The organism is Anaerotalea alkaliphila (assembly GCF_010179735.1).
GTDB classification, from domain to species: domain Bacteria; phylum Bacillota; class Clostridia; order Lachnospirales; family Vallitaleaceae; genus Anaerotalea; species Anaerotalea alkaliphila.
This window is the reverse complement of sequence record NZ_JAAEEH010000006.1, coordinates 1-22955: the sequence shown is the minus strand read 5'-3', so window position 1 is coordinate 22955 and position 22955 is coordinate 1. Positions and strand designations below refer to the sequence as shown.

General features: G+C 60.7%; 14 protein-coding genes. 1 reads left to right on the top strand and 13 read right to left on the bottom strand.

Features of this window, described 5'->3' with window-relative positions:
• Positions 1-3: 3 nt before the first annotated feature.
• The 4 genes from GXN74_RS03410 to GXN74_RS03395 are packed head-to-tail and all read right to left on the bottom strand — an operon-like array spanning position 4 to position 7989.
• Positions 4-1257, bottom strand: coding sequence for a TIGR02679 domain-containing protein (locus GXN74_RS03410; RefSeq protein ID WP_162369520.1), 1254 nt, complete (start codon positions 1255-1257; stop codon positions 4-6).
• Positions 1241-5359 carry a TIGR02680 family protein gene (locus GXN74_RS03405; protein ID WP_162369519.1) on the bottom strand — a complete coding sequence of 1373 codons (4119 nt, stop codon included), beginning with the start codon at positions 5357-5359 and terminating at the stop codon, positions 1241-1243. The genes GXN74_RS03410 and GXN74_RS03405 overlap by 17 nt, the downstream gene beginning before the upstream one ends.
• Positions 5356-6507, bottom strand: coding sequence for a TIGR02678 family protein (locus GXN74_RS03400; RefSeq protein WP_162369518.1), 1152 nt, complete (start codon positions 6505-6507; stop codon positions 5356-5358). Before GXN74_RS03400 ends, GXN74_RS03405 begins: the two co-directional genes overlap by 4 nt.
• Before the next feature lie 3 nt (positions 6508-6510).
• Complete coding sequence (locus tag GXN74_RS03395; RefSeq protein WP_162369517.1) at positions 6511-7989, bottom strand: TIGR02677 family protein; 1479 nt, start codon at positions 7987-7989, stop codon at positions 6511-6513.
• Between the two features lie 226 nt (positions 7990-8215).
• Between GXN74_RS03395 and katG the strand changes: the two genes are divergently transcribed.
• Entirely contained in the window at positions 8216-10411 is a 2196-nt protein-coding gene (gene katG / locus GXN74_RS03390; RefSeq protein ID WP_162369516.1) for a catalase/peroxidase HPI, read from the top strand.
• A gap of 145 nt (positions 10412-10556) precedes the next feature.
• On the opposite strand, the gene rsmH is transcribed toward katG, so the two are convergent.
• The 9 genes from rsmH to GXN74_RS03340 form a co-directional block, all read right to left on the bottom strand.
• Complete coding sequence (gene rsmH, locus GXN74_RS03385) at positions 10557-11606, bottom strand: 16S rRNA (cytosine(1402)-N(4))-methyltransferase RsmH (RefSeq protein WP_162369515.1); 1050 nt, start codon at positions 11604-11606, stop codon at positions 10557-10559.
• A gap of 35 nt (positions 11607-11641) precedes the next feature.
• Complete coding sequence (locus GXN74_RS03380) at positions 11642-13591, bottom strand: LTA synthase family protein (RefSeq protein WP_162369514.1); 1950 nt, start codon at positions 13589-13591, stop codon at positions 11642-11644.
• A 149-nt stretch (positions 13592-13740) separates the two neighbouring features.
• Positions 13741-14763 carry a zinc ribbon domain-containing protein gene (locus tag GXN74_RS03375; RefSeq protein ID WP_162369513.1) on the bottom strand — a complete coding sequence of 341 codons (1023 nt, stop codon included), beginning with the start codon at positions 14761-14763 and terminating at the stop codon, positions 13741-13743.
• 28 nt (positions 14764-14791) lie between these two features.
• Positions 14792-18205, bottom strand: coding sequence for a hypothetical protein (locus tag GXN74_RS03370; protein WP_162369512.1), 3414 nt, complete (start codon positions 18203-18205; stop codon positions 14792-14794).
• Positions 18206-18220: 15 nt separating this feature from the next.
• Complete coding sequence (locus GXN74_RS03365) at positions 18221-20089, bottom strand: hypothetical protein (protein ID WP_162369511.1); 1869 nt, start codon at positions 20087-20089, stop codon at positions 18221-18223.
• Positions 20090-20198: 109 nt separating this feature from the next.
• Entirely contained in the window at positions 20199-20405 is a 207-nt protein-coding gene (locus GXN74_RS03360) for a helix-turn-helix domain-containing protein (RefSeq protein ID WP_162369510.1), read from the bottom strand.
• A gap of 10 nt (positions 20406-20415) precedes the next feature.
• Positions 20416-20895, bottom strand: coding sequence for a DUF2975 domain-containing protein (locus tag GXN74_RS03355; protein ID WP_162369509.1), 480 nt, complete (start codon positions 20893-20895; stop codon positions 20416-20418).
• Between the two features lie 186 nt (positions 20896-21081).
• Positions 21082-21579 carry a ferritin family protein gene (locus tag GXN74_RS14830; protein WP_162369590.1) on the bottom strand — a complete coding sequence of 166 codons (498 nt, stop codon included), beginning with the start codon at positions 21577-21579 and terminating at the stop codon, positions 21082-21084.
• Positions 21580-22097: 518 nt separating this feature from the next.
• Complete coding sequence (locus GXN74_RS03340; RefSeq protein ID WP_162369508.1) at positions 22098-22766, bottom strand: rubredoxin; 669 nt, start codon at positions 22764-22766, stop codon at positions 22098-22100.
• Between the last annotated feature and the right edge of the window lie 189 nt (positions 22767-22955).

Here is a 22955-nt window from a genome sequence, read left to right as displayed (position 1 = left end):
TCGTCACGCATCGATCAAATACTCCTGGTACCCCGCCTTCCCATGGGTCCTGACCAGCTCCCCCACCGCCACCAGCCGGGAGTCCCGGAGCAGATCCAGCTGCTTGAGCCGCCGTTTGGACAGGGGATTGTCCGACAGGGACCGGAGGTAATTCTCCCCGGTGAAGGCGGTCAGCTCCAGCGTCGGATACCGCAGCTTGAGCTTGTCCGCAATCAGCAGCCCTTCCGGATCGAAGTCGCCGCTGTAGTCGAACAGGACGCCTCCCTGGTGGAGGGCGTCCATCAGCCGGTACACCAGACCGTTCACCTGCCCGCCGGTGCAGATGGCCGCCCCTGCGGGATGCCTCAGGATGCGGGCGTAAAAGGCCGCCGGATTCTCGAAGCAGTGGACCCGGGGCGCCACTGCCGTCAGGCTTTCCGCCTTCCCCAGGTTCGCCCCGGTGAGCACCAGGGGCTCCCGGCGCCGGTGGAATGCCAGCCAGCCCAGCGCCTCCCCGCCGGAATCCCAGCCTTCCAGCCCATAGGTCAGCACGGTCCGGGTGCTGGAGTCCATCAGCAGATTGGCCGTCTGCAGGAGGCCGTCGGTCTCCTCCGCCGATTCCGGATAGGGGACCCCTTCCCGGTGGCTGAGATGATAGAGCAGGACCCGCCGCAAGGGCGTCCCCGGATCCAGCCGGTGGGGGTCCCTGGTGGCCATCGCAGCCGCCACCGGAAGGGACAGCCCCTCCGCATGGGACCCGCAGACCGCCAGCAGCCTCTCCAGCGCCCCCAGCAGGGCCCCAAGGGAATCCGCCGATTCCGTGTAAAGCCCCAGGAGGAACTTGTAGGCGCCGCTTTGGGGGCTTGCCAGCACCTCCTCCAGCCACAAGCCCAGCTCCTCCAGGGTCAGGGACCGGACCAGGCCGCCGAAGAACTCCTCCCTCTCCCGGGCCTTCTGCTCGGCGAGGGTCTTCTGCCAGACCATCGGCGTCTGGAAATAGGACGCCAGGACCCCTTCCAGGTCCACACCGTCATACCGGGTGCCCCCGAAAGCCCCCTCGAATTTGGCCAGGGGGATGCTGATGCTCCTCTGTCCTGCATAATCCTTCTTGAAGAGACCACGCAGGAACAGCCGCTCCGCTTCGGAAGGGTCGCGCAGCACGAAGCTTCCCCGGACGCCGCCCAAGGCCTCGTACCGCTGGCGCAAACCCTCCAGGATGCGGGCCGCTTCCGGCCTCTCCTTCAGATACCTGGCACAGTCCCTATTCACCTGCTTCATCCGTTCCCACCCCTTCGTCCACCAGCATCCGCACCTTCCCGTTCCACCTGTACCTGATCGACGTCACGAAGGTCACGTTTTCCGGCCGGATCAGCTCGTAGATGCCCAGGGCCGGCACCGTTTCATAGTCGCCGAAGAGCACCTGGGAGTTGGCGATGAAGCTCAGCTTCAGCTCCTTCACCAGCAACCGGAACATGTCCTGGATGTTCTTCTCGTCCACCCCCGCAAAGGCCTCGTCCAGGGAGATCATCTTCGGACAGTCCGCGCCGCCGCCGCTGTACTTGGCATACACCGCCGAGAACAGCGGAACGTACATGGCCATGGCCTTCTCCCCGCCGCTGAAGGTGAAGAAGGCGTTGTTGGTCAGCTCCTTCCTGCGTTCGCCCTTTTTCGTGTAGGACAGCTGGAACTGGAACCACTTCCGGTAGTCCAGGACCTCCTTCATGATGGCCAGGAAACTCCTGGCGTCAGCCCCCTCCTCCGCCCGGGATTTGGACTCCGCGATCTTGGATTGGAAATGGGCGATCAGGCGGTCCTTCTGCTCCCGCCCCAGAAGGGACTGGTCCCCCTTCAGGATCTCCACCAGCTCCTTCGTGCCCAGCTGGTCCTCCGATTCCGCCGCCTTCGTGACCCAGCGGAGATGGAAGGAAAGGCCGCTGGAGGTGTCCATGCCGCCCATGAGCTCGTCGATCTTCTCCACCCACCGCTCGCTGTGGAAGATCTTGGCGCTGATCTTCCGGCTCACGGAGTTGATGAGGATCTCCTCGAACAGCGCCCTGTCCTGCTCGCTCAGCAGGGAGCCCTGCTCCTTGATCTGGCCGTCGATCCACAGGGAGAGCTCGTTGAATTTCATGGGCTTCCCCTGCACCTTCGCCCCCAGGTCCATGCGGATGATGTGGATCTTGTCGTCCTCGCCCACATCCTCCCCGCAGAGCTCCCCGAAGAGATAGGTCCCCTTCAGATGGTATTCCGCAAGCTCCCCCAGCTCCCGCAGGAAGCGCTCGTTGACCGCCTCCCTCAGCTCCACCACGGTCCTGTTCTCCTCCAGGATCCCCCCGTGCAGGGCCAGGACCTGCATGGCCAGCCCAGCCATGCCTTCCGTGTCCTTGACGTCCCCTGGTTCCAGCACATGGCCCAGGGCCCATTCCCCTGCCAGGGCCGCTTCATAGAGCCGCCGCAGCCGCCTTGATGCGTCCTTCTGCACCTGCAGCATCTCCAGCTCCCGGCCGATGCGCCCGCAATCCGCTTCCAGCCGGGCCCGTTCCTCCACCAGGCGCCTGTACTCTTCGGGCAGCTCCTCCAGCCTTTTCCGGCAAGCCAGGAAGGCGGCCTTGACCTCCTCGAACCCGGAAACCTTGAGCTGCTCCTCGATGGCCCCCAGGCGGCCCCGGTGGTCCCCAAGGCTCCGTTCCTGGCGCAGCAGGTCGCGCCGCAGGTCTTCCTCCCGGGCCAGGCAGTCCTCCAGCCGCTCCCGGATCCTTTCCATGTTCTCCAAGGTGAACCATCTGGACTGGTCCATGCGGACCAGTTCCCCGAAGAGGCGGACATACTCCCCCATCCCCTCCCGGGCCGCTTCGAAGGCCTCCACGGTTTTGGCCAGGTAAAGTCCCTGGGTCCGTTCGATGACCAGGGTGCGGGCCTCCTTCAGCAGGCCGTAGACCTTTTCCGATTCCCCCTGGTAATGGGCCTCCTCCTTCAGGAACAGGGACAGCATGTGGGCCGCTCCGCTCCATTCCTTGTGGGCCACCTCCAGGTCCTGGGGTCCCGGAAAAGCCAGCCAGGCCTTGCGCATGGCCTCTAGCTTCTCCTCCAGACCGGCCGCCTCCTCCCTGGCTCCCGCCGCCGCCTCCCGGAGGGCGTCGATGCGGGCCTGCACCTCTGCGATGAGCCGCAGCCTGTAGCGCTTTCTGGACGCCGCGCCGATGAAGCGGGAGTCGGACCGGCCGCTGGCCTTCCCCTGCAGGATTCCCATCCCGTAGCGCCCGTCCTCCCGGACGAACCAGCGGTCCGGGGCGTCGTCCAGGAGGATGCTCATGAGCACGTCCTGGACCTCCCCACGGCTTACGGCGGCCTCCTCCGGGTCCCCCCGCAGGTAGTCGCTGAGGTTGTGGCTCAGGAACTCGGGGGAGGCGAACAGGTACTTGTCCGCCATGCCCGGATCCATGGACTCCACGGCCACCCGGTGTTCCGGGGGCACGATGAGCGCATCCAGGACCCCCATGTCCTCCAGGGCCTCCTCCAGGGTCCCCCGAAGCCCTTCCTCCAAATCACCGGCGAAATCGATGGCCTTGTAAAGCGGCACATGGGGAATCCCCTTTTCTTGGAGCCGGTTCCGGTTGGCCAGGACGGCCTCCGTCCGGACGGGCTCCGGCTCCTTCCGCCCCTGGATGGCCCCGCGCTCCGCCTCCGCCTCCCGGATGGACTCCTCCAGCAGCTCCACCTTGCTCTGCAGCTTGTTCCTTTGGACCGTCACCTGGTCCCGCCGGTCCTCGTAGGCGGTCCTTAAGGGTTCCAGGGCCTCGTCGAAACGGTACCGCTCCCCATAGCCGTAGACCCGTTCGGTGACCTGCTGCAGCACTTCCCGCTCCAGATGCAGCACATCGGCCTTCTCCTTCCAGGCGAACGCCTTCTCCGCGAACTCCTCCTTCACCTGGTTGAACTGCCGCTCGGTCTCCTGCAGGAGACGGGCCTGCGCCTCCTTCTTCCGGGTCGCCGCATCCACCTTGAGGAGGGCGGCCTCATAGGCCTTGCCCAGCCGGTCCTGCTCCAGCAGCGCCTGATGCCCTTCCCGGATCCGGTCCTCATGCCGCTGGACCTGCTTCCGGTGGTGTGTGAAGTCGCAGGCCTCCCCGGCCTTGCCATACTCGTCCGCAAAAAAGGCGTGCTCGTCGAACTGGGTGGCCTCCGTTGTCCCCGCAAGGGCGTCCAGCAGCCCCGCGATCTCCCCTTCCCAGGACTCCAGCTGGCCCTGCTTCTCCCGAAGCGCATGCCCGAAGGACTTCTCCTTCTCCACCTGCGCCTCCAGCTGTACGGTCTTCTCCCCGGCGACCTGCTCCAGGTCCCTGATCCTCTCCTTGTGGGTTTCCGCCTCTTCGGCCAACCGGGTGAGGTCGTGCTCCCGCAGGCTCTCCTCCTGGGCCTTGCGCTGTTCCGTTTCCCGGGCGTTTTGCTGGAGCTCCCCTTCCAGGGCCTGGAGCCGTGCCTGATGCCCCTTCTCCTCCTCCTGGAGGCGGCGCCCATTTCCTTCCACCCTCCGTTCCGCTTCCAGATGCCCCAGGAAACGCCTCGCCTTCACCGCCAGCATGTACTGGTTGTACCGGTCGTAGGCCCCCTGGATCCTTCCCAGGGACCGCTTGGAGGCCTGGAGCGCATCGATCTTCAGCTTGATCTCGTCCATGTTCTCGATGGCCTCGGACATGGGGCGCAGGTCCTCGTCGGAAAGGGTCACCAGGGAGTTCTGCATGATCTCGTACATGGTCGTCGGCTTGAACTCCTTGCTGAGCTTGGGGGACCGGATTTGGATGAGCAAGGCGATGAGCTCGTCGAAATCCGCCAGGTCGGCATAGCCGAAAAGGCATTCGTTCACCGCCGCCTTGTAGTCGCTTTGGCGGGTGTACACATGCCCCCCGCTGCCGATGCGGTTCTCCAACTCCCTTTGGGTCAGGGGGATCCTGTCCCCGATGTCCTTGTACAGGGAAAGGTCATGCCCCTTGCCGATCCTCCGGTTGTCCCGGAGGATGAAGTACCAGGTCTGCATGGGCATGTTCTTCCTCGCCCGCATCCCCATCCCGATGGTGATGTAGCGGCCCGCTTCCGGCTTGCCGAACTCCAGGAAAAGGTAGCCTGTCCTTTCCTCCAGGTCCAGCCCGTCGCTCAGCAGATAGCTTTCCATCTTCCTCGCCTTGGACCCGAAAGGGTCCAGCCGCTCCGGGCTCTTGTTCCCGTCGAAAAGCAGGGGCACCAGGCTCTGCATGGTGACCGACTTCCCGGAGCCGTTGGCGCCCCGGAGCAGCAGCCTCCCTTCCTCGAAATGGAAGGTCTCCTCGTCGTAGTACCAGAAATTGATGACTCCCGCCCTGCTGGCGGTCCATTGTTCCGTCATGTCCTGTCCTTTCCCCTCTGCCAGTAGTCCTTCGGGTAGTCCCCCGAAAGCTTCGCCGCTCCCGGGAGCAGCCGGATTTCCTTGTGTGTCTCGTCCACCTGCAGCAGCCCGAACTCCTCCATGTACCGGGTCAGCTCGGCCACCAGCTGGCTTTCGCCCAGTTCCCTATAACCCTTGCTCCAGCCCTCCCCATAGGTTTCCCTTACCTGCCCCAGGAAGGCGCGCCACTGGACCTTGGAGAGCACGACCACGTCCGTCCGGTCCCTTTCCCACTCCCCTTCCTCCACCTTCCGCCGGACCTCCCGGCAGGTCTGGAGGGTGATGTCGGAGATGTTCTTGCGGTTGGGCAGGGTGTCCGTCAGGCTGTTCTGGTCAGGGAACAGGACCAGGGCCCCGTTCCGGTGGACATGCAGTTCCGCCTGGACGGCCTTCTCCAGGTCGCCGGCGATGAGTCCCCGCTGGTTCTTGATGTAGAGGTAGTCCTGGTCCTCCGGCCCTTCCTGGTAGACCACCGGCTCCATCACCAGCCGCCGGTAGACCCGGTGCCGCCGCACCAGTCCCCGGTCCCCTTCCTCGCTCTGCCAGTCCAGGGTCTCGAAGGCTTTGGGGTCCTTCACCCCGGTGATGTCGAAGGGGAAGCGCCGCATGAAATACTTGGACGCCCCCGTGTTCTCGTAGAGCACCTCCACCGCCTCTTCGGATCCCGCAAACTGGCTGTCGTCCCCGTCGCTCACCAGGATCATCTCCTCCTCCTGCAGGAAGTGGAGCACCTTGATCAGGGTCTTGCGGTTGGAGTAGACGGTCCAGTCCACCGGCTCGGCGCCGATGGGTTGGGATTTCAGATGGTCCGTCACCTGGGCCAGCACGAACTGCTCCTCCGGCTCCATCTCCTCCAGGAACATCAGGAGCCAGCACAGGAACACGTAGGCCAGGGGGGTGTCGAAGGCGCCGATGCCCATCCAGGGGCTGGGCCTTCCAGGAATCTTCTCCGCCTTCACCAGGATGGGGTTCAGGATCAGGGCGTATCCCAGCTTGTCCTTGAAGAAGGACTGGTACGCCCCATAGGCGTCCTTCAGCCGGAAATACAGCTCCGGATCCTTCCGTTTCAGGACCCAGCGCCGGTTCAGCAGTTCTCTAATCTCTTGCATGGCTCACTCCTCGAATTGCAGTATGTAGGCGGGCATCTCCAGGGACCCGTCCTCGGATTCCAGCACGCAGCGTCTTTGTTCCCGGGGGTTGAGCAGGCGGTACTTCTGCCCGTGCTCTGTCACTGCCACGCCCCCTTTTTCCGCGATGGCCCGGGTCAGCCAGCGCAGCAGGCTCCTGCGCACGCTGGCGGAAACCTTGCCGATTCCGTCCATCTCGATCCGCCCGCTCTCCAGGTGGCGCATGAGGATCTCCCGTTCCGTCTCCCGCTCCTTCAGCACCCGTTCCCGCATGGCCGCCTTCTCCCGGGAATGGTCCGCGATGGCGGTCTTCTCCACCTTTTCCCGGTAGGTGCGGATCCGGGGGGTCAGGACCTCCTCCACCGGAGGCTCCTCATAGATGGAGGATTGGATGCTCTCCGTCCCACGGGTGTAGTCCCCCGCGAAATGCTTGTAGCCGGCAATGCCGAAGACCTGGGCGGCCAGCCTGTGGGCGTCGTCGACGGAGCCCATTCCGGAAAAAAGGGCAGCCACGGTCCTGTACTCCTCCTTCCTGCTGGAGTACTGGCTGGACTGCTCCAGGATGGTGGCCGCGTAGCGGGTGATCCGCCGGATGATCTCGTTGGTCATGGCCAGGATGGTTTCCAGCTCGCTGGCCTGCCCCGCCGCGCTTCCCATGAAGAAGCTTTCGATGCTTTGGTACTTCCCCTCCACGTTCCGGTACAGGTCTTCCCGCTTCAGCGTCTCCATGTCCACCCGGGGAACGTCGCTCTCGTAGTCCGTGATCCTTTCGAACAGTGCCCGCTTGTCCCCTATGGGCACCTTCTTCAGGATGCCCTCGATCTCGTGGCCGTGCTGCTGCAGGGCCTTGATGAAATGCCGCAGGTACTCCACCAGCTTCTCCTTGTAGACCAGGAAATGCTTGGTCTTCATCAGCTCCTCCGCCTTGGCTCCGGACCAGTCCCGGATATAGTCCTGGTAGCTTTGGTTCAGCCGCTGGAAGTCGTTGGTCAGGGCGCTCCACCATCCGCCCACCGCACCGGGTTCCGCATGCAGCTGTTCCGGAATCCGTTGCAGCTGCTCCTTCAGCCGTTCCATCAGCGTGGGCTCCAGGGAGCCTCCTTCGATGAACAGGTTCTCCAGCCGCACCGTCATGCGTTCGATTTCGATGGCGTATTCGGTCATCTGGTAACGGAACTGCTTGTTGACGAACTGCTGGTAGGTGCCCACCTTGGAGGTGTCCTGCACCGCACTCAGGTTCCCCCATTGGTGCAGGGCCTCCAGGTCCTGGGCGCACATCTCCAGGGTGTACTCCGAAAAGCGCTCCTCCCCCTTCAGGCTGTTGAAGACCGTCTCCTTGTCCAGCCAGTGGCGGTACCGCAGGTCGTTGATGTAGAAGGTCCGCATGATGGCCCGGTAGCGCCAGGCGTTCTCCACGGACAGGTATTTCGTTTCGGGAATGGGCTTCAGCCACTTCGATTGCATGGGGGCCTCCTTGGATGGTCGATTGTTTCCTTACGAACCAGTATAACTGAAAAAACACTCTGAATCCAGTAGCTTGGAAAAAATGCGCACTTGGGGTCTGACCCCAAGTGCGCATTTTAGAATCTTCAGACATCTCTTTGCCTGTTGTGCATTCTTCCCGCAAGCGGTATAATTGAATTGTAATTGTTGCAATTTTCAATTGCGTTGCGGGCAAGGAGGGAATTCGATGCAGGAAGAAATGAAATGTCCGGTAACTGGCCATTCAAAAAAATCCATCTCCGGCGGCGGAACTTCGATCAGGGACTGGTGGCCGAACCAGCTGAACCTCAAAATCCTTCACCAGAACCCGAACCTGAGCAATCCCATGGGCGCCAGCTTCAACTATGCCGAGGAATTCAAGAAGCTGGACCTGGAAGCCTTGAAGAAGGACCTGGTCGCCCTCATGACCGACTCCCAGGACTGGTGGCCCGCCGACTACGGCCACTATGGCCCCCTTTTCATCCGGATGGCCTGGCACAGCGCAGGGACCTACCGCATGGGCGACGGCCGGGGCGGGGCCAGCGACGGAACCCAGCGCTTTCCGCCGCTGAACAGCTGGCCGGACAATGTGAACCTGGACAAGGCCCGCCGTCTGCTGTGGCCGATCAAGAAGAAATACGGCAGGAAGATCTCCTGGGCCGACCTCATGATCCTGGCCGGCAACTGCGCCCTGGAGTCCATGGGCTTCAAGACCTTCGGTTTCGGCGGGGGCCGGGAAGACGTCTGGGAGCCCCAGGAGGATGTCTACTGGGGTTCCGAAGAAGAATGGCTTGGGGACAACCGCTACACCGGGGACCGGAATCTGGAGAACCCCCTGGCCGCCGTGCAGATGGGCCTGATCTACGTGAACCCGGAAGGACCGAACGGGATGCCGGATGCGGTCGCTTCCGGCCGGGACGTCCGGGAGACCTTCGGACGGATGGCCATGAACGATGAGGAGACCGTCGCCCTGGTAGCCGGCGGCCACACCTTCGGCAAATGCCACGGCGCCGGCCCCGCAACCCATGTGGGTCCCGCCCCCGAAGCCGCCGACCTGGAGGAACAGGGCCTGGGATGGAAGAGCAGCTTCCGTAGCGGCAAGGGCGGAGACGCCATCGGCAGCGGCCTGGAGGGCGCCTGGAAGCCCAGACCGACCAAATGGGACATGGGCTACCTGGAAACGCTGTTCAAATACGACTGGAATCTGATCAAGAGTCCTGCCGGCGCCTTCCAGTGGATTCCAAGCGACCCGGCCGCAGCCGACACGGTGGAGGATGCCCACGACCCCTCCAAGCGGCATGCGCCCATGATGACCACTGCGGACCTTTCCTTAAGGATGGATCCGATTTACGGACCGATCGCGAAACGGTACCGCGACAATCCCGAAGAGTTTGCGGATGCCTTCGCCCGGGCATGGTTCAAACTTACCCACCGGGACATGGGGCCGCGTTCCCGCTATCTGGGACCGGAGGTTCCAGCGGAGGACCTGATCTGGCAGGATCCCGTGCCGGCGGTGGACCATGAACTGGTCGACGGGCAGGACATCGCAGACCTCAAGGCGAAAATCAAGGCTTCCGGCCTGTCCGTCTCCCAGCTGGTTTCCACCGCCTGGGCGTCAGCCTCCACCTTCCGCGGCTCCGACAAGCGGGGCGGTACCAATGGTGCGCGCATCCGCCTTTCCCCCCAGAAGGACTGGGAAGCCAACCAGCCTGCCCAGCTGGCCGCAGTGCTGCAGGTCCTGGAGAAGGTCCAGGAGGAATTCAACGATTCCCAGTCCGGCAAAAAGAGGGTTTCTCTGGCCGACCTGATTGTCCTTGGGGGTTGCGCGGGCATCGAGCAGGCGGCCGCGAACGCCGGCCAAAGCATTTCCGTTCCATTCCTCCCCGGACGCACGGACGCGACCCAGGAGCAGACCGATGCCCCCTCCTTCTCGGTTCTCGAGCCGAAGGCGGACGGGTTCCGCAACTACCAGAAGGCCAAATTCTCCGTATGCGCGGAGGAGCTCCTGGTTGACAAGGCGCAGCTCCTGACCTTGACAGCTCCCGAAATGACGGTCTTGCTGGGCGGCATGCGGGTCCTGAACACCAACTACGGCGGTTCCCCCCACGGCGTCTTCACCAAGCGGCCGGAAGCGCTCACCAACGACTTCTTCGTGAACCTGCTGGACATGGGCACGGAATGGAAGCCGGTCGACGAAGACAGGACCGTGTTCGAGGGTTGCGACCGGGCCACCGGCGAACGCAAATGGACCGGCACCCGGGTCGACCTGGTCTTCGGATCGAACTCCCAGCTCCGGGCCATCGCCGAGGTCTATGCCTGCGAGGATGCCCAGGACAAGTTCCTGCAGGACTTCGTATCCGCTTGGAACAAGGTGATGAACGCGGACCGTTTCGACCTTGGTTGAAACCTGGATCGGATGAAAGCCGACACGCAATAACGGAACAAAGGGGCAGCGGTTGCTGCCCCTTTGTTCCGTTATATTCTGGTTATAGAAATCATAGGGAGACATGATGCGCACTTGGGGACAGTCCCCAAGTGCGCATCATACGTCACGCCCTTACCGCCCAGCGCAACTTTGCGGAACGGGCACGGCTGTTGGCGTTGCACTCTTCCGCTGAGGGCCGGATCGCATCAGGAGCGATCTCCTGGTAGACCCCTTCCCGAAGGAAGCGCTTGAAGGACTTCTTCACGAGACGGTCTTCCCCTGAATGGAAGGAAAGGATGGCCACGCGTCCACCCTCGGCAAGGACGCCGGGAAGCTTCTCCAGGAATTCATATAGCACTTCAAATTCGTTGTTCACGTCGATCCGCAACGCCTGGAAGCAGCGCTGGCAGGATTTTTTCACTTCCAGGTCCCGGGTCTTTTCGGGAAGAGACTGCAGCGTCCCTTTGATGATTTCCCGAAGCTGCTTCGTGGTTTCTATGGCTCCGCCTCTTCTGATAGCGGAAACGATGGCCCGGGCGATTTCCGCGGCATGGGGCTCATCCGAATTCTCAAACAACATGCCCTCCAGCTCCTCCTGGGAAATGGTCTTCAGGCGTTCCGCAGCGGACATTCCTTTTTCCGGGTTCAATCGCAGGTCCAGGGGGCCTTCGCTTTTGAAGGTGAACCCCCTTTCCGGATTGTCGATCTGCATGGAGGAGACGCCCAGATCCGCCAGCACGAAATCCAAGGGGCCCGATTCCAAAGCGATCTTGTCGATGTCGGAAAAATTCATCTGTCTGATCGTAAGGATTTCGGGGCCATATCCCAGGTTCGCCAGACGCTCCCTGGTGCGCGGCAATTCGATCGGGTCCACGTCAAGGGCATACAGGTGCCCCTTCGAATCCAGGCATTTCAGAATCTCCAGCGTGTGGCCCCCATACCCCAGGGTTGCGTCCAGTCCGGTCTGTCCCGGCTTGACCTGCAGGAACTCCAATATTTCCTTCACGCAGATGGAACGGTGCATGCCTGCAGGGGTGCCGCCCTTCTGCATGACCCTATCCACGGCGTCCGCATACTTCTCCGGCTGCAGCTCCTTGTACTTTTCATTGAAGGCCTTGGGGTGCGTGCCCTTGTAGCGGACGCGCCGCTTGTGTTTCTGCTCTTGATGGTCCATTCCCTGCCTCCTTTTCTACTGTACGATGAACTTTCTCATTGCACGATGAACCCGGCGGTCCGGCTCAGGACCTCCTTGCTCCGAGCCACCTGCGCCACATGCAGCCGGCTCCCTTTTTCCAGGACCAGGTCCTCCACCAAAAGCGCGCCGTCGTCCAGGAAACGGGTCTCCTTGGCCTTTCCGTCCAAATGGACGACACTCCAGGGAGTGAACCCCAAGCCCGAAACCTGTACGGATTCCCCCGACTGTTGGATTCCGGTGATGACGATGGGAGAGATCCCCATCCCGAGGACGGACCCTTCCGGAGGACCGGCGCTGCCCTTCCTCGCATAAACGGCCTGCTCTCCATAGAGCATGTCATACTGGAGGAGGACCATCATTTCCTGGTAATCGTCCGCCCAAAAGCGGTTCTGGTGTAGCTTTGTCAGGATGCCCTCGTCCAACCCCATCCGCTCCATGACCTCCGCCCCTAGCTGGTAGGCGGTCAGATCCTTGTCCTGCTTCTCCAGGGGGAAGTTGCTCCAGATGACATACTCTGTCTGGAAGCGCCCCCCTTCCCGAAGGTCCTCCTCCTCCACAGCCAGGGCCGGCAGATGGTCCCCGAAGAGCACGACGACCGTGGGTTCCCCAAAGGCGGACAGTTCCCGCAACAGCTCCCCCACAAAGGCGTCCGTCTCGAATATCTGGTTGGCATAGTATTCGAAGGAGGCCTTGGCGGCGTCCTCCTCCAGCCCCTCCACGAAAATCCTCTGGTTTTCGTCCAATGGAGCCTCCGGATACTTCCCATGGGGTTGGACGGAAACGGCATAGATGAAGTCCCTGGAACCGCCGGAGGCCAGCGCCTTGCGGATTTCTCCTGTCAGCACCTCGTCCTTGGCCCAACCCGTGGGGTTGTAGCGGACGTCATTCATGTATTCGATGGGACTGAAACGTTCGAATCCAAGATTTGAATAGACCAGGTTCCGGTCGTAGAAGGTGGCCGTATTGTTGTGGATTGCATGGGCGGCATAGCCGTTTTTCCTGAGGTGATAGCCGAGGCTCTCGCAAGCGGCCTCCTGCAGCACCGTCTTGTACGGATATTCCCCGGAGCCGAAATATTCCAGGTTCATGCCCGTCAGCACCTCGAACTCCGTATTGGCGGTCCCGGATCCGATGGAGGGAACCTCCAGAAGGCCGGTCGAGAACGTCTCCCTGAGCCTGGTGAAATGAGGGAGCGGGTTTTGGGAAAAGTCCAGGTTTTCCAGGCGGTTCACATCGAAGAACGACTCCAATTGGACCATGACCAGGTTCGGACGCCTTCCCTGGGAAAGGGATGGAGAACCCTCCAGGGAGGCAGCAACCTCCGCCATGCGCTCCTGCGAGTAATCCTCCGGCTTTTTGATTCCCCGGTCCACAAGGCCGGAGGAGAAGCTGTAGGCGAACCCGTTCTCGCTATAGGCATCGGTGATGTTGTCGAAGTTCTGGGAAAGGGCCTCCGCCTGCACGGAAAGGTTGGAGACCAGGAGCAGGGAACCTGCGGTTGCGCCGATGGTGAGGATGGCGGATTTGCAACGTACCCTGCTGGGTGGCAGCCGCCTCCAGGAATAGACCACGCCCACCACCAGGAGGCAGAACGCCAGCAGGATCAGAACCGCCTGGTAGAAGCTGATGTAGATTCCCACAATCCCGATGACGGATTTCAGCAGCTGGAAGTCGATGGCCCCCAAAGGTGTGATCCGAAAGCTCAGCACCATGAAATTGGCGCATCCCAGGAGGAACCAAATGGCTGCGATGAGCAGCAGCATGAATCGCCGCCTCCTGAAAAGCGTGGATATGGAAAGGGTCAGCAGCACAATCATCATGTTGTACAGGAACATCAGGGGATTCGAAAAGGCATACCCCAGGGCCTTCCCTACGGAATGGCGCCCGAAGACCTCCAGCAGGAACGTCAGGGCCAGCGCCAGCAGGGGCATCATCGGTAGGGAATGAATTTTCTTCTGAAACATATCTTACCTCGCACAGGATATCCCGGCCATCCACGTGGTTTTGCTCCGCAACGGGCGCACCTGAAGCTGCTATCTCGAGACCGGCTTGTTAATAATGAGACAAAAATAATTATAGCACATTTTTCTCCAGGATTGTAGAGAAAAAATGCTCACTTGGGGTCAGACCCCAAGTGAGCATTGTCAACCGATTTCAAACTGAGCGCCGCTCCGGTCAGGAGGATGAGCAAGCCCGCAAAGTAGCCGATCCAAGGGATTTCCACTACGGACATGGGCACCCCCAGCGCAAAGCCCGCAGCAACGCCCGCCGTCAACCGGCCGGCCTGCAGATCCGTCGGCAGTTTGGTCCGGGACAGCCACCCCGTCACGGAAAATAGAAGCCGGCGGATGAATCCGCTTTGGCTCGACGACCGGAGGGCCGTTCCCGCCGCAACAATCCCTATGATGCTGTTCTGGGGGGAATTGTCCCCGCTCATCCAATTGTAGAGCATCCATGCGAGCCCCATGCCGGCAAGGGTCAGCCCCAGCCCGTTGGCTGCGGCCGACTGCCCCGCCCTATCCTTTTCCTTCTTTACCCTTGCCCGCGACCTGGCTCCTGTCGCCAGCCCCGCAACCAGAGATACGAACATTCCTTTCCCTACGATCCCGCCCAGCATTCCCGGTGCGCCGCCGGTGGTCCCACCATCGGCGAAGGTGAGGAAGCGCAGCCAGGAAGGGACAGGGACCCCCACAGCAGCCAGCAGGCTGAGGACAAGCCAGACCGATGCGGAACCCAACGCAAAGGACAGGGCCTTTTTGTTTTTACCCGCCATTCCAATCCCTTTTATTGCCGTTGCCAACCCGCCCGCTAGAATCCTGATGGGACCGTGCGCCTCCATCACCGCTGCTTCAGTTGTGTCCGGTACGGGGGTATCCGGCATATCGATTTCGAAAATCAATTCCCCTTCCCTGGCGGTCGCCCGGTCGGGAAAACCGTTTCCTCCAGGTGCCCTGCTCGTCCTCCCAATCATGCCTGCGGCCGGTTTCCCGCATCCTCTGCAGAATTTGGCCGTTTCCGAAACCGCCCTGCCGCAATGGATGCACTTACGCTCCTCCGCCACCGGCTTGCCGCATTTCCTGCAAAACTTGACATTTGCGGATAGTTGTGCGCTGCAGGAGTTACACGCTTTGTTCATGACAGCCTCCAATCCCATCCCTGTGGTATCAATCGAATTTAAGAGTATCGTTATCCGTTTTGACCAGTGCCGTGGTCATTTGACCGTTGCGCACGGCAGGCGCTGCAATGCTGTGTTCGTCGTTTCCTCCCTCCAGCTTCCATTGTGCGCTGAATCCGGAAACCACGGGATACTCCGGGCGGTCCGCTGCCAGGGTTTCCGCCGCCGTGAGGGTCACCTTGAACGTATCCCGTCCCCGCTTGGCCGATCCCGTCCCCATGCCCCCCAGGGTAAGCTTGTCGACGACTTCCAGCGTCGCCTGCAGGGAAAGTCCTCCCGTCCAGCGCAGGGGACGGATTACGTTGAACTGGTAGTCCTTGTGCAGGACAGTAAATTTACCAAGACTTCCATTGCCCCAGGACAGGAGGAATTTGCTTCCCTTCAGCGGACCGGTTTGCACTTCAAAGGCGGCAGGATAATTCCTGGTGCTGTTCTTCAACGCTCCCGGATAGTACATTCTGGAAAGGACTTCCCCCACCCTGCCGGCAGCCATCCCGCTCCCCATCTGCAGCCATTCCTCCACATACGTCTGGAAGAGTTCGTGCTGGGTGGGGATCCGGGAGCCAAACCAGGATAGTTTTCTCGGTTCCTCCGTATTGTTGGGGGTGTTGTACACCCTATGCATGCTTGCGATGGCCGTGCTCACATTGTCCTCCACATCCACGCCCCGCTCCGCCAAGGCCAATTCACGCATTGCGTCGGACGCATACTGCAGGAAATAGGCGTGGCGCTCATGTCCCGCCTTTCCCGCCACCATGGTCCAGGCACTCCCCATCTTCTTGTGCTCCACCGCATGGGTCAGTTCGTGCACCAGGCTTTGCGCCTTCATGTAATCCCCGATTCCGGTCGGTATGTCGCTGTCCCGAAGCACTACGGAACGGACCCGCTTGTGGGTGGTGGATGCGATGACCCCGTCTTCGTAGTGGTTCTGGTCGGTGGTCGTCCCAAAGGGGACATTCTTGAAGGAGAACACCCGGTTTTCGATGAACTGCAGGCCCTCCACATACACCTCCGGATCCCCCACCTTCATCTGGGTGGCGGCAAAGGTTCCGGACGGGTAGTCGAAGAACCAGCGCACGATCTTCTCCCAGTCGCAAACGGGATTGAAGCTGCCTTTCAACACCAGGGCCGGATACCTGCCTCCTGGCAGGGATATGGTCAGCAAGATGGGGAAGGGCGCCATCCCCGGCTCGGTTTCCCCGGTGGTGATCGTACCGAAGACAGCTGGTTTCATCTCTGCATGATATTGCAGGTCCCTTTCATGGACCGGGGTGGTCCTCAATCGGGCATCCTTCATTGCGCGGATGGCTTCCATTTGCGCAGCCGTGGTTTTCAGCTGGTCGGAATGCAGGTCCACCGTGTACTCCAGCTGCAGGGTTCCTGCCGCATCCGTGTCGTACTCCAACCTTCTTCCCTTATCGTCCCATCTGGCGACCGTCAGGGGCAGGCGCACCATCTTTTCCGTGCGGCGGAAGGATTCCGCTTCTGTGAACGCATAAAGCTCCAGTTTTTCCGGAAGCTCGTCGATTTTCGTCACCTTTTCCACATGCTTGGTCGCCAGGCCGATGCCCTCATGGCAGAGGTTCACCACAAAGTCCGCTTTTGCTGTCTTTTCGAAGGTCGTCTTGTCCTCGTAGGCGATGGAGCATGGGTAGGGATAGACGAAAGCCTGCTTGTCCCAGTGGTCGAACACCCCAGATGCGGGGGTTATCCTGACCACATCCTCCCCTTGGGCGTCCTTGGCCATTTCCAGACGGATGTCCCGGTCCATCCCATCCAGGACGATGTTGTGTTTTGAAGCGTCGTACCCGACCAGCCGGCATTTCAGCTCGAAGGGGGCGTAATCCCCTTCCAGGAACCAGACCTTGTCCGATTCCAGCTGAATGGCCGGTGCCCCCTCCAGCTTGAAGGTCATCTTCCGCTGGAAGAAACCGCCGTCGGGAGCGGCGAAGGTGAACGTCATGGTTGCCTGGGTTTCCGTCGGGCTCTCGTTGGAAAGCATGATGACATTCCCTTTTCCCGGTGCGGGAGGGATCGACGGAGGTGGGTAGAGCCCCAATCCCTGGGCCTGGGTGAGCGTCGCCGACAGGGCGCCCGTTCGGGCTGCGTCGAACGCCCAGGCTCCGGTCTGTCCGTTCCTGCTTTCGATCCGCGCCGCAATGAACTGGTCCGTTTTTCCATGGACGATGGTGTCCCCGAAAGTCTTGTGGACGACCATCCGGTAGTCCCCCTTCTTTTGCCTGGGGTCCTCTTTCGGGGCGGCCTCCCCTCCCCCCAGGGAAGCGCCGGCTCCCGCCAGGGCGGCAACGGCGGCGGCAACCCCCACCACCGCTGCGGTCTTTATGTCGGTGACGTCCTCTCCCGACACGTCCGATGGCCCCCTGTCCTCGACCTGTTCCACAGGATCCAGGGGATCCCGGGCGGCGGGCGGGATGGCCGCAATCCCGTCCTGGGACCAGACGTAATGGTATTCCTTGTAGACCTGGACCCAGCCGTAGGAGGGCAGGACTTCCTGCAGTACGGTCAGGTACAGGTCATTGAGCTCCGGCCTGTATTCCGGTGCCGTTGCGCTGAATGTGGCGGAATTCTCCGGAATTGTCTTGCCGATCAGAATGGAATGGTCGTAATTGTCCGCTACCTGCTCGTTCAAGGGGGCGAACAGGCTGCCAATGTAATTCCCCTTGGACTCGTTGGAGAAGTACATGGTGACCTTACCTGCCGGCTCCCCGTCCGTATAGCCCTCCTCGGACTCCAAAATCCGGCTGGTCCGGCTTCCGCTTGCCTGGATTTCCACCCGTTCCCCCGGCGCGATGGAAGAAGGCGCATTCTCTGCCGAAACGCTCAAGGAAGCGTCGTAGACAAGCACCTGCCGTTCCCCCAGCCGCCCCGGCGCCGTCAGCACGATGTAGTGGCCTTCCACGGCAAGCCGGTTGTTTTCATAAGAAACCCGGTGGGTGTCCCTGTAGCCGGTGCCATGGGTCCCCCCATTATAGGCGGTCTCCAGGACGTCCCCCTCCGGACGTTCGATCCACCCTTCCCCGTCCCGCTTCCAAAAGGTTTCCGTCTCCTGCAGCACCCAGGCCCCACCCGCAACCGCCGCCGTTGCCGCACACTTGGGGCAGGGCTCTTCGCTTCGTAGGGTGTAGTCGTAGGTGTAGGTGTACCCGTCCGGGGTGTGGGGGTTGGAACCGTCTCCGCTTACGGTCCAGAAGTGTTCCTGGGTACCCAGTATGGTGCCGCAGGTGGGGCACTCGATGATCTCCATCCCCCCCACCAAGGTGGGCGGCGGGTCCAGGACGATGCGCCGGGTCTCCCCCTGGACGGTTCCCGTCAGGACCGCCAGAAGAAGCGGCAACACAAGGAGGAGAAGCAGATTCTTCTTTTTCCATCGATAGGCTTCCATACGCTCTCTCCTCCCCTATTCCGCCGAAACCATGATCTGCACCATCGTGGCCTCCGGGCCTCCCAGCGTGTTGGCCGTGACCATGACGGAAACCAGGTAGGACCCTTCGGTCCCCGACAGCACCACCATGTCCGTCCCCGGCACCTGCACCGTCTCCAGGTCCTCCAGCCCCTTTAGCGCCTCCTGGTAGTACGCAAGCACCTCCTGGACCGGTTGCCCTGATTTCAGCGTGACCATGTAGCCATCCGGCGCGCCCCCTTCCCCGGGCACCCGTTCGGTGACGGCGACCACCGCGTTACCGATGACCGGCACCAACTGGGAAGGGTATCCCTCCGGCAAAACGGTGCCTTCCTCCACGTCCACGGATACGTCTGCGGATGCGGCCGCATCCGCGATTTCCGGCCAGCGGGCGTACATTTCCTCCAGGTCCCCATAGGGGTCCTCCAGGTCGGCGAGGGTGGCGTTCAGGTCCTCCAGCAGCGCCTCCACCTTCCGGTTCAGGAGCTCCATCTCCTGGAAAAGGGCCCTGCATCCTTCCACGAGCACCTCCACTTCCCGGGCCTCCAGGGCGTCCCCCTTGGGCAGAAGCTCCCGCAGCCCCTGCAGGTTTTTCTCCATGCGCTGGTGGAGCCCCTCATATTCCCCGAAGATTTTCGCCAGCAGGAGTTCGGTCCCCGTATAGCTCTCCCCCATCTTCTTCTGCCGGGGTCCGGCACCGTCTGCACCAGATGTCTCCAGGACAGCGCCTTCCAGGCTCCTGAGGGCCCCCTGGTCCCCCTGTACGCCCTCCAGCTCCACCTTCATCCGGTCCAGCGCCTCCTGGAATTCCGGATTCAGTGCCGTGAGCTCCACGGCCCGCTTGGGGCTGGAAGGGCCGGAGCCGGAGGCGGAATCCACCCCGTCCAGGATGGAACCCGCCTGGACGGAGGCGTCCGCTAGCCCCTGGAGATGGTCCCCCACGACGGCCGTTTCCCGCCAGGGCCGGGGCAGGTCCTGGGCCAGCGCCTCGTAGAGCTCCCTGTCCAGGTTCTCCTCCCTGATCCGATCGATTGCGTCCATGGCCTCCCCATGGCCTATTTTCCGGTAGGTGTAGGAGAAGGTGCCCTTCACGTTCCAGATCCGGCTCGTGGCTTCATAAGCCCTTGACTCCCGGTTGCCGTAGGTCTTGGTGTCGGACAGATTGTCCAGGCCAGGCATCTGTCCTATGCTTGCGTTCGGCGCCCCGTCCGGGGGCAGGACCCGTTCGACCCCCAGGCGCACGGTGTCCGCCGTGGAGGTGTAGGCCACCCACTGCCTGTTCCGGGTGGGGGGCAGGGTGAGCACAAGCTGCTCCCCGCCGTCGATCCGCACGGGGTTCGCCGAAAAGTCTAGCTGGTAGGACGGCGTCCCCGAAGGGTCGGCGTCCGCCACCTCCCTGGTCGTGAGCAGTCCTGTGCCGTAATATTCGCTCAGCTCGCCGGCGGCGTTCACATGCGCCGTCGAGATGTAGGCCCCATGCATGTCGTTGACTGTGATTGCATGCTGGCTGCTGTAGGTCAGGTCCCTGGCCAGAAGATGGCAATTGCCTGTCCGGGGATCATGCACCAGGTAGTCCACCGACGTGAACAGGGCGTCCCCCTCCCCGTGGGTGCCGTCCTGATACTTGGCGACCCAGCTCTGGTCCTCCATCACCGTCGCCACGCCGGTGTAGAACACATACTCCTCCAGCAGGTCCGCCTTGACGGCCTCCAGGTCCACCGGCACGTCCTGGGCCTGGACCGGCCCCTCCGGCAGCATCTTCCGCTCCGCCTTGTCGCATCCCGTCATGCTTGAAACCGCCAGGGCCAGAATCAGGACCCTGGCGAAAAATATTATTGCATTGACCTTTTGGAATAGAAACATCATGAATACCCCCTCTGCATTGTTGCTTCCATATTAACCGATGCGCGCCGGTTGCACAAGAGAAAATGCGCACTTGGGGTCTGTCCCCAAATGCGCATTGAATTTGACCTTCTCAATCACCCCGGTATTCCAGAATGTCGCCCGGCTGACATTCCAAAGCCTTGCAGATCCCCTCCAGCGTCGAAAACCGGATCGCCTTTGCCTTTCCATTCTTCAATATGGAAAGGTTGGCCATGGTTATCCCGACCCTTTCGGAAAGTTCTGTCACGCTCATTTTCCTTCTTGCCAGCATCACATCTACATTGATGATTATCGCCATGTCATCCCCCTCAAACCGTCAGGTCGTTTTCTGATTTGATATCTATGGCGTTTTTCAGCAGCCTTTGCAGGATCGCCGCAAAGACCGCAATCACCAGGCATCCGAAAATGATGACCATCCCGATCAGGATCATCCCCGGTGCGTCGTCAACCTCCGCCATGAGGTAAATGAGCGGCATGAACAACACATAAAAGGCGCTGATGGTGAGCGCACAGCATTTGATGGTCTTCAAGGCCTTTACGGACAACTCCGAGAACGCCTGGCCCTTGTCGATATGCCTCAGAAGCTGGAACGTCTGGTGCAATGCAACGAAGAATACGATTGCCGTTGCATACAGCCCTGTCAAAAAGGGATACCGCAAAAAGGACAATTCCGGATTCAACTCCGCAAACCATCCGGCGATTCCCGGCAAAACGAATATGCACAGGGCAAGGACAGGGAGTCCCATCAGAACAACAACAAACTTCAGAAAAATGGTTTCTCGTTTCATAGGCCGCACCTCACATTTTTTTCAAACATATTTCTCAACATGATTCTAGCACGGAATTTATTGTTATTCAACAAATATTTATTGTTTTGGTTTTCGCAGGAAAAGCTGCCAAAAAAACGAATGCGCATTTGGGGACTGTCCCCAAATGCGCATTCGACAAACGAGGGGGGTGCGCCCCCCCTCGGATCAATATTCGATGAACTTGGATCCCGGGACGCCGCAGATGCTGCATTTCTCCGGACGGAATTTTTCGATGTTTCCGCATATGGGGCACAGATAGTAGAATACCCCTTCCGTCTGGTCCAGGTTATCCAGCGCCTCCTGGTAAAGCCTCGCGTGGACTTCCTCCGCCTTCATGGCGTAGGTGAAGGACAGGAGTGCCGCCTTGTTCCCTTCCTCTTCCGCCAACTTCACGAAATCCGGGTACATCTCCTTGTACTCGTGGGTCTCCCCCGCGACTGCATCCTTCAGGTTGTCCGCTGTGGTGGCGATCTTTCCCGCGACCTCGAAATGCTTCAGGGCATGCAGGGTTTCGGCGTCGGAAGCGGCCTTGAAGAGCTTGGCTGCATTCAGGTTTCCGTCCTTTTCAGCCTTCTTGGAATAGGCCAGGTATTTCCTGTTTGCTTGGGATTCGCCGGCGAAGGCTTCCATCAGGTTGTCCAATGTCGTGTTCTTTCCACTCATCTTTTTGTCCTCCTTGTTCTTATCTTTATTATTGAGGATCTCCAGCAACCTTTCCGCAGCTTCCTTGGGAAAGCCTGCCGGTTGATTCGCAGCCAGCAATGTTTGGAGAAAATCCTGGACGTTCCTGCTCTGGGGAAGCATGTAGCCCGATTCCCGGATCAGGTCCTCCGCCATGAGCCTGTTGGACAGGGCCAACGCCTTGGCAAGCTGGCGCAGGATCGGATTGTCCGTGTTTTTCCCGATGTCGGCGGCGATTTTTTCCTGCTTCACTTTGCTCTCCGCCAAGGACAGCAGCGCTTGCCTGACGGCATCCGTCTTTTCCTGCTGGGCCGGGAATTTCTCTGGGACCAGGGAAATCGCATGGGACGGGCAGGCATCCACACATAGGCGGCATCCGTCCAGGCATTTCTCCGCGTCGATCTGACCCGTCTCCGTATCCGTCGCCCCTGTGGGGCAAACGTACAGGCAAAGGCAATCTTTCGTACAAAGGCTTATGTTTCTAACCGCATGCATTCTCCCTACCCCCTTATGACCTCGGTGATTTTTTTGTTCGGAACCTTGCAGACAGGACAGATGTCGGGAAGGTCATCCCCGATGTACACGAATCCGCAGATGTCGCAAACATGGATGCGCGTGTTCTCCAGCAATGCGTCCTGCTGTTTCTCATACCGGCCAAGGATGGAGTTCAGGATCCTTGTGACCTTTTCCCCCCACGCAAGCGCCCTAAGCGCTCCCCGGTCCTCCGCATCCGCCGCAATCCGGTTCGCCTGCCCATAGCCTGACGCCAGGTCCTGGTCCACAAGGGCGCCGATCAGCTTCAATTGGCCTTCACTCGCAACACCGCTTTTCGCCTTGTAGAATTCCGCCAATTGGTCGAACAATTCCGCCTCTTCCACACGGTACTGCTTCACGCAGCCTTTTGAAAGGTTGGAAAACAATGCGCTGATTTCCCCATAGGACAATTCCCCACTGCCGCCGGCATCACTTTCTGCGGCAGCCGCTTCCTGTGCCACAGGCTTGACAGCGGCTTCCTCCCCTTCAAAATCGGCTTTCACCGCTCCGCATAACGGGCAGGTCCAGTCCTGTGGAACATCTTCCCATTTCGTCCCCGGTGCGATCCCGTTGCCTGGATCGCCCAGTGCTTCGTCATAGACATAACCGCAAACGGTGCATGTGTATTTTGCCAAAGCAAACCCTCCCTCCGGTCCTTTTGGATGTCACCCCTCGACTTCGAGGTTGTTTCCCTTTGATTGTACCAAATCGCTGGCGCGATGGCTAGGCAAGGCACATCGTTTTTCAAGCCTTTAGTCTTTCCCGTAGCCATGTTTTTTTGATTTAGAACAAAAAAGTAGTAGCTGCTTTTGAATATGTGTTAT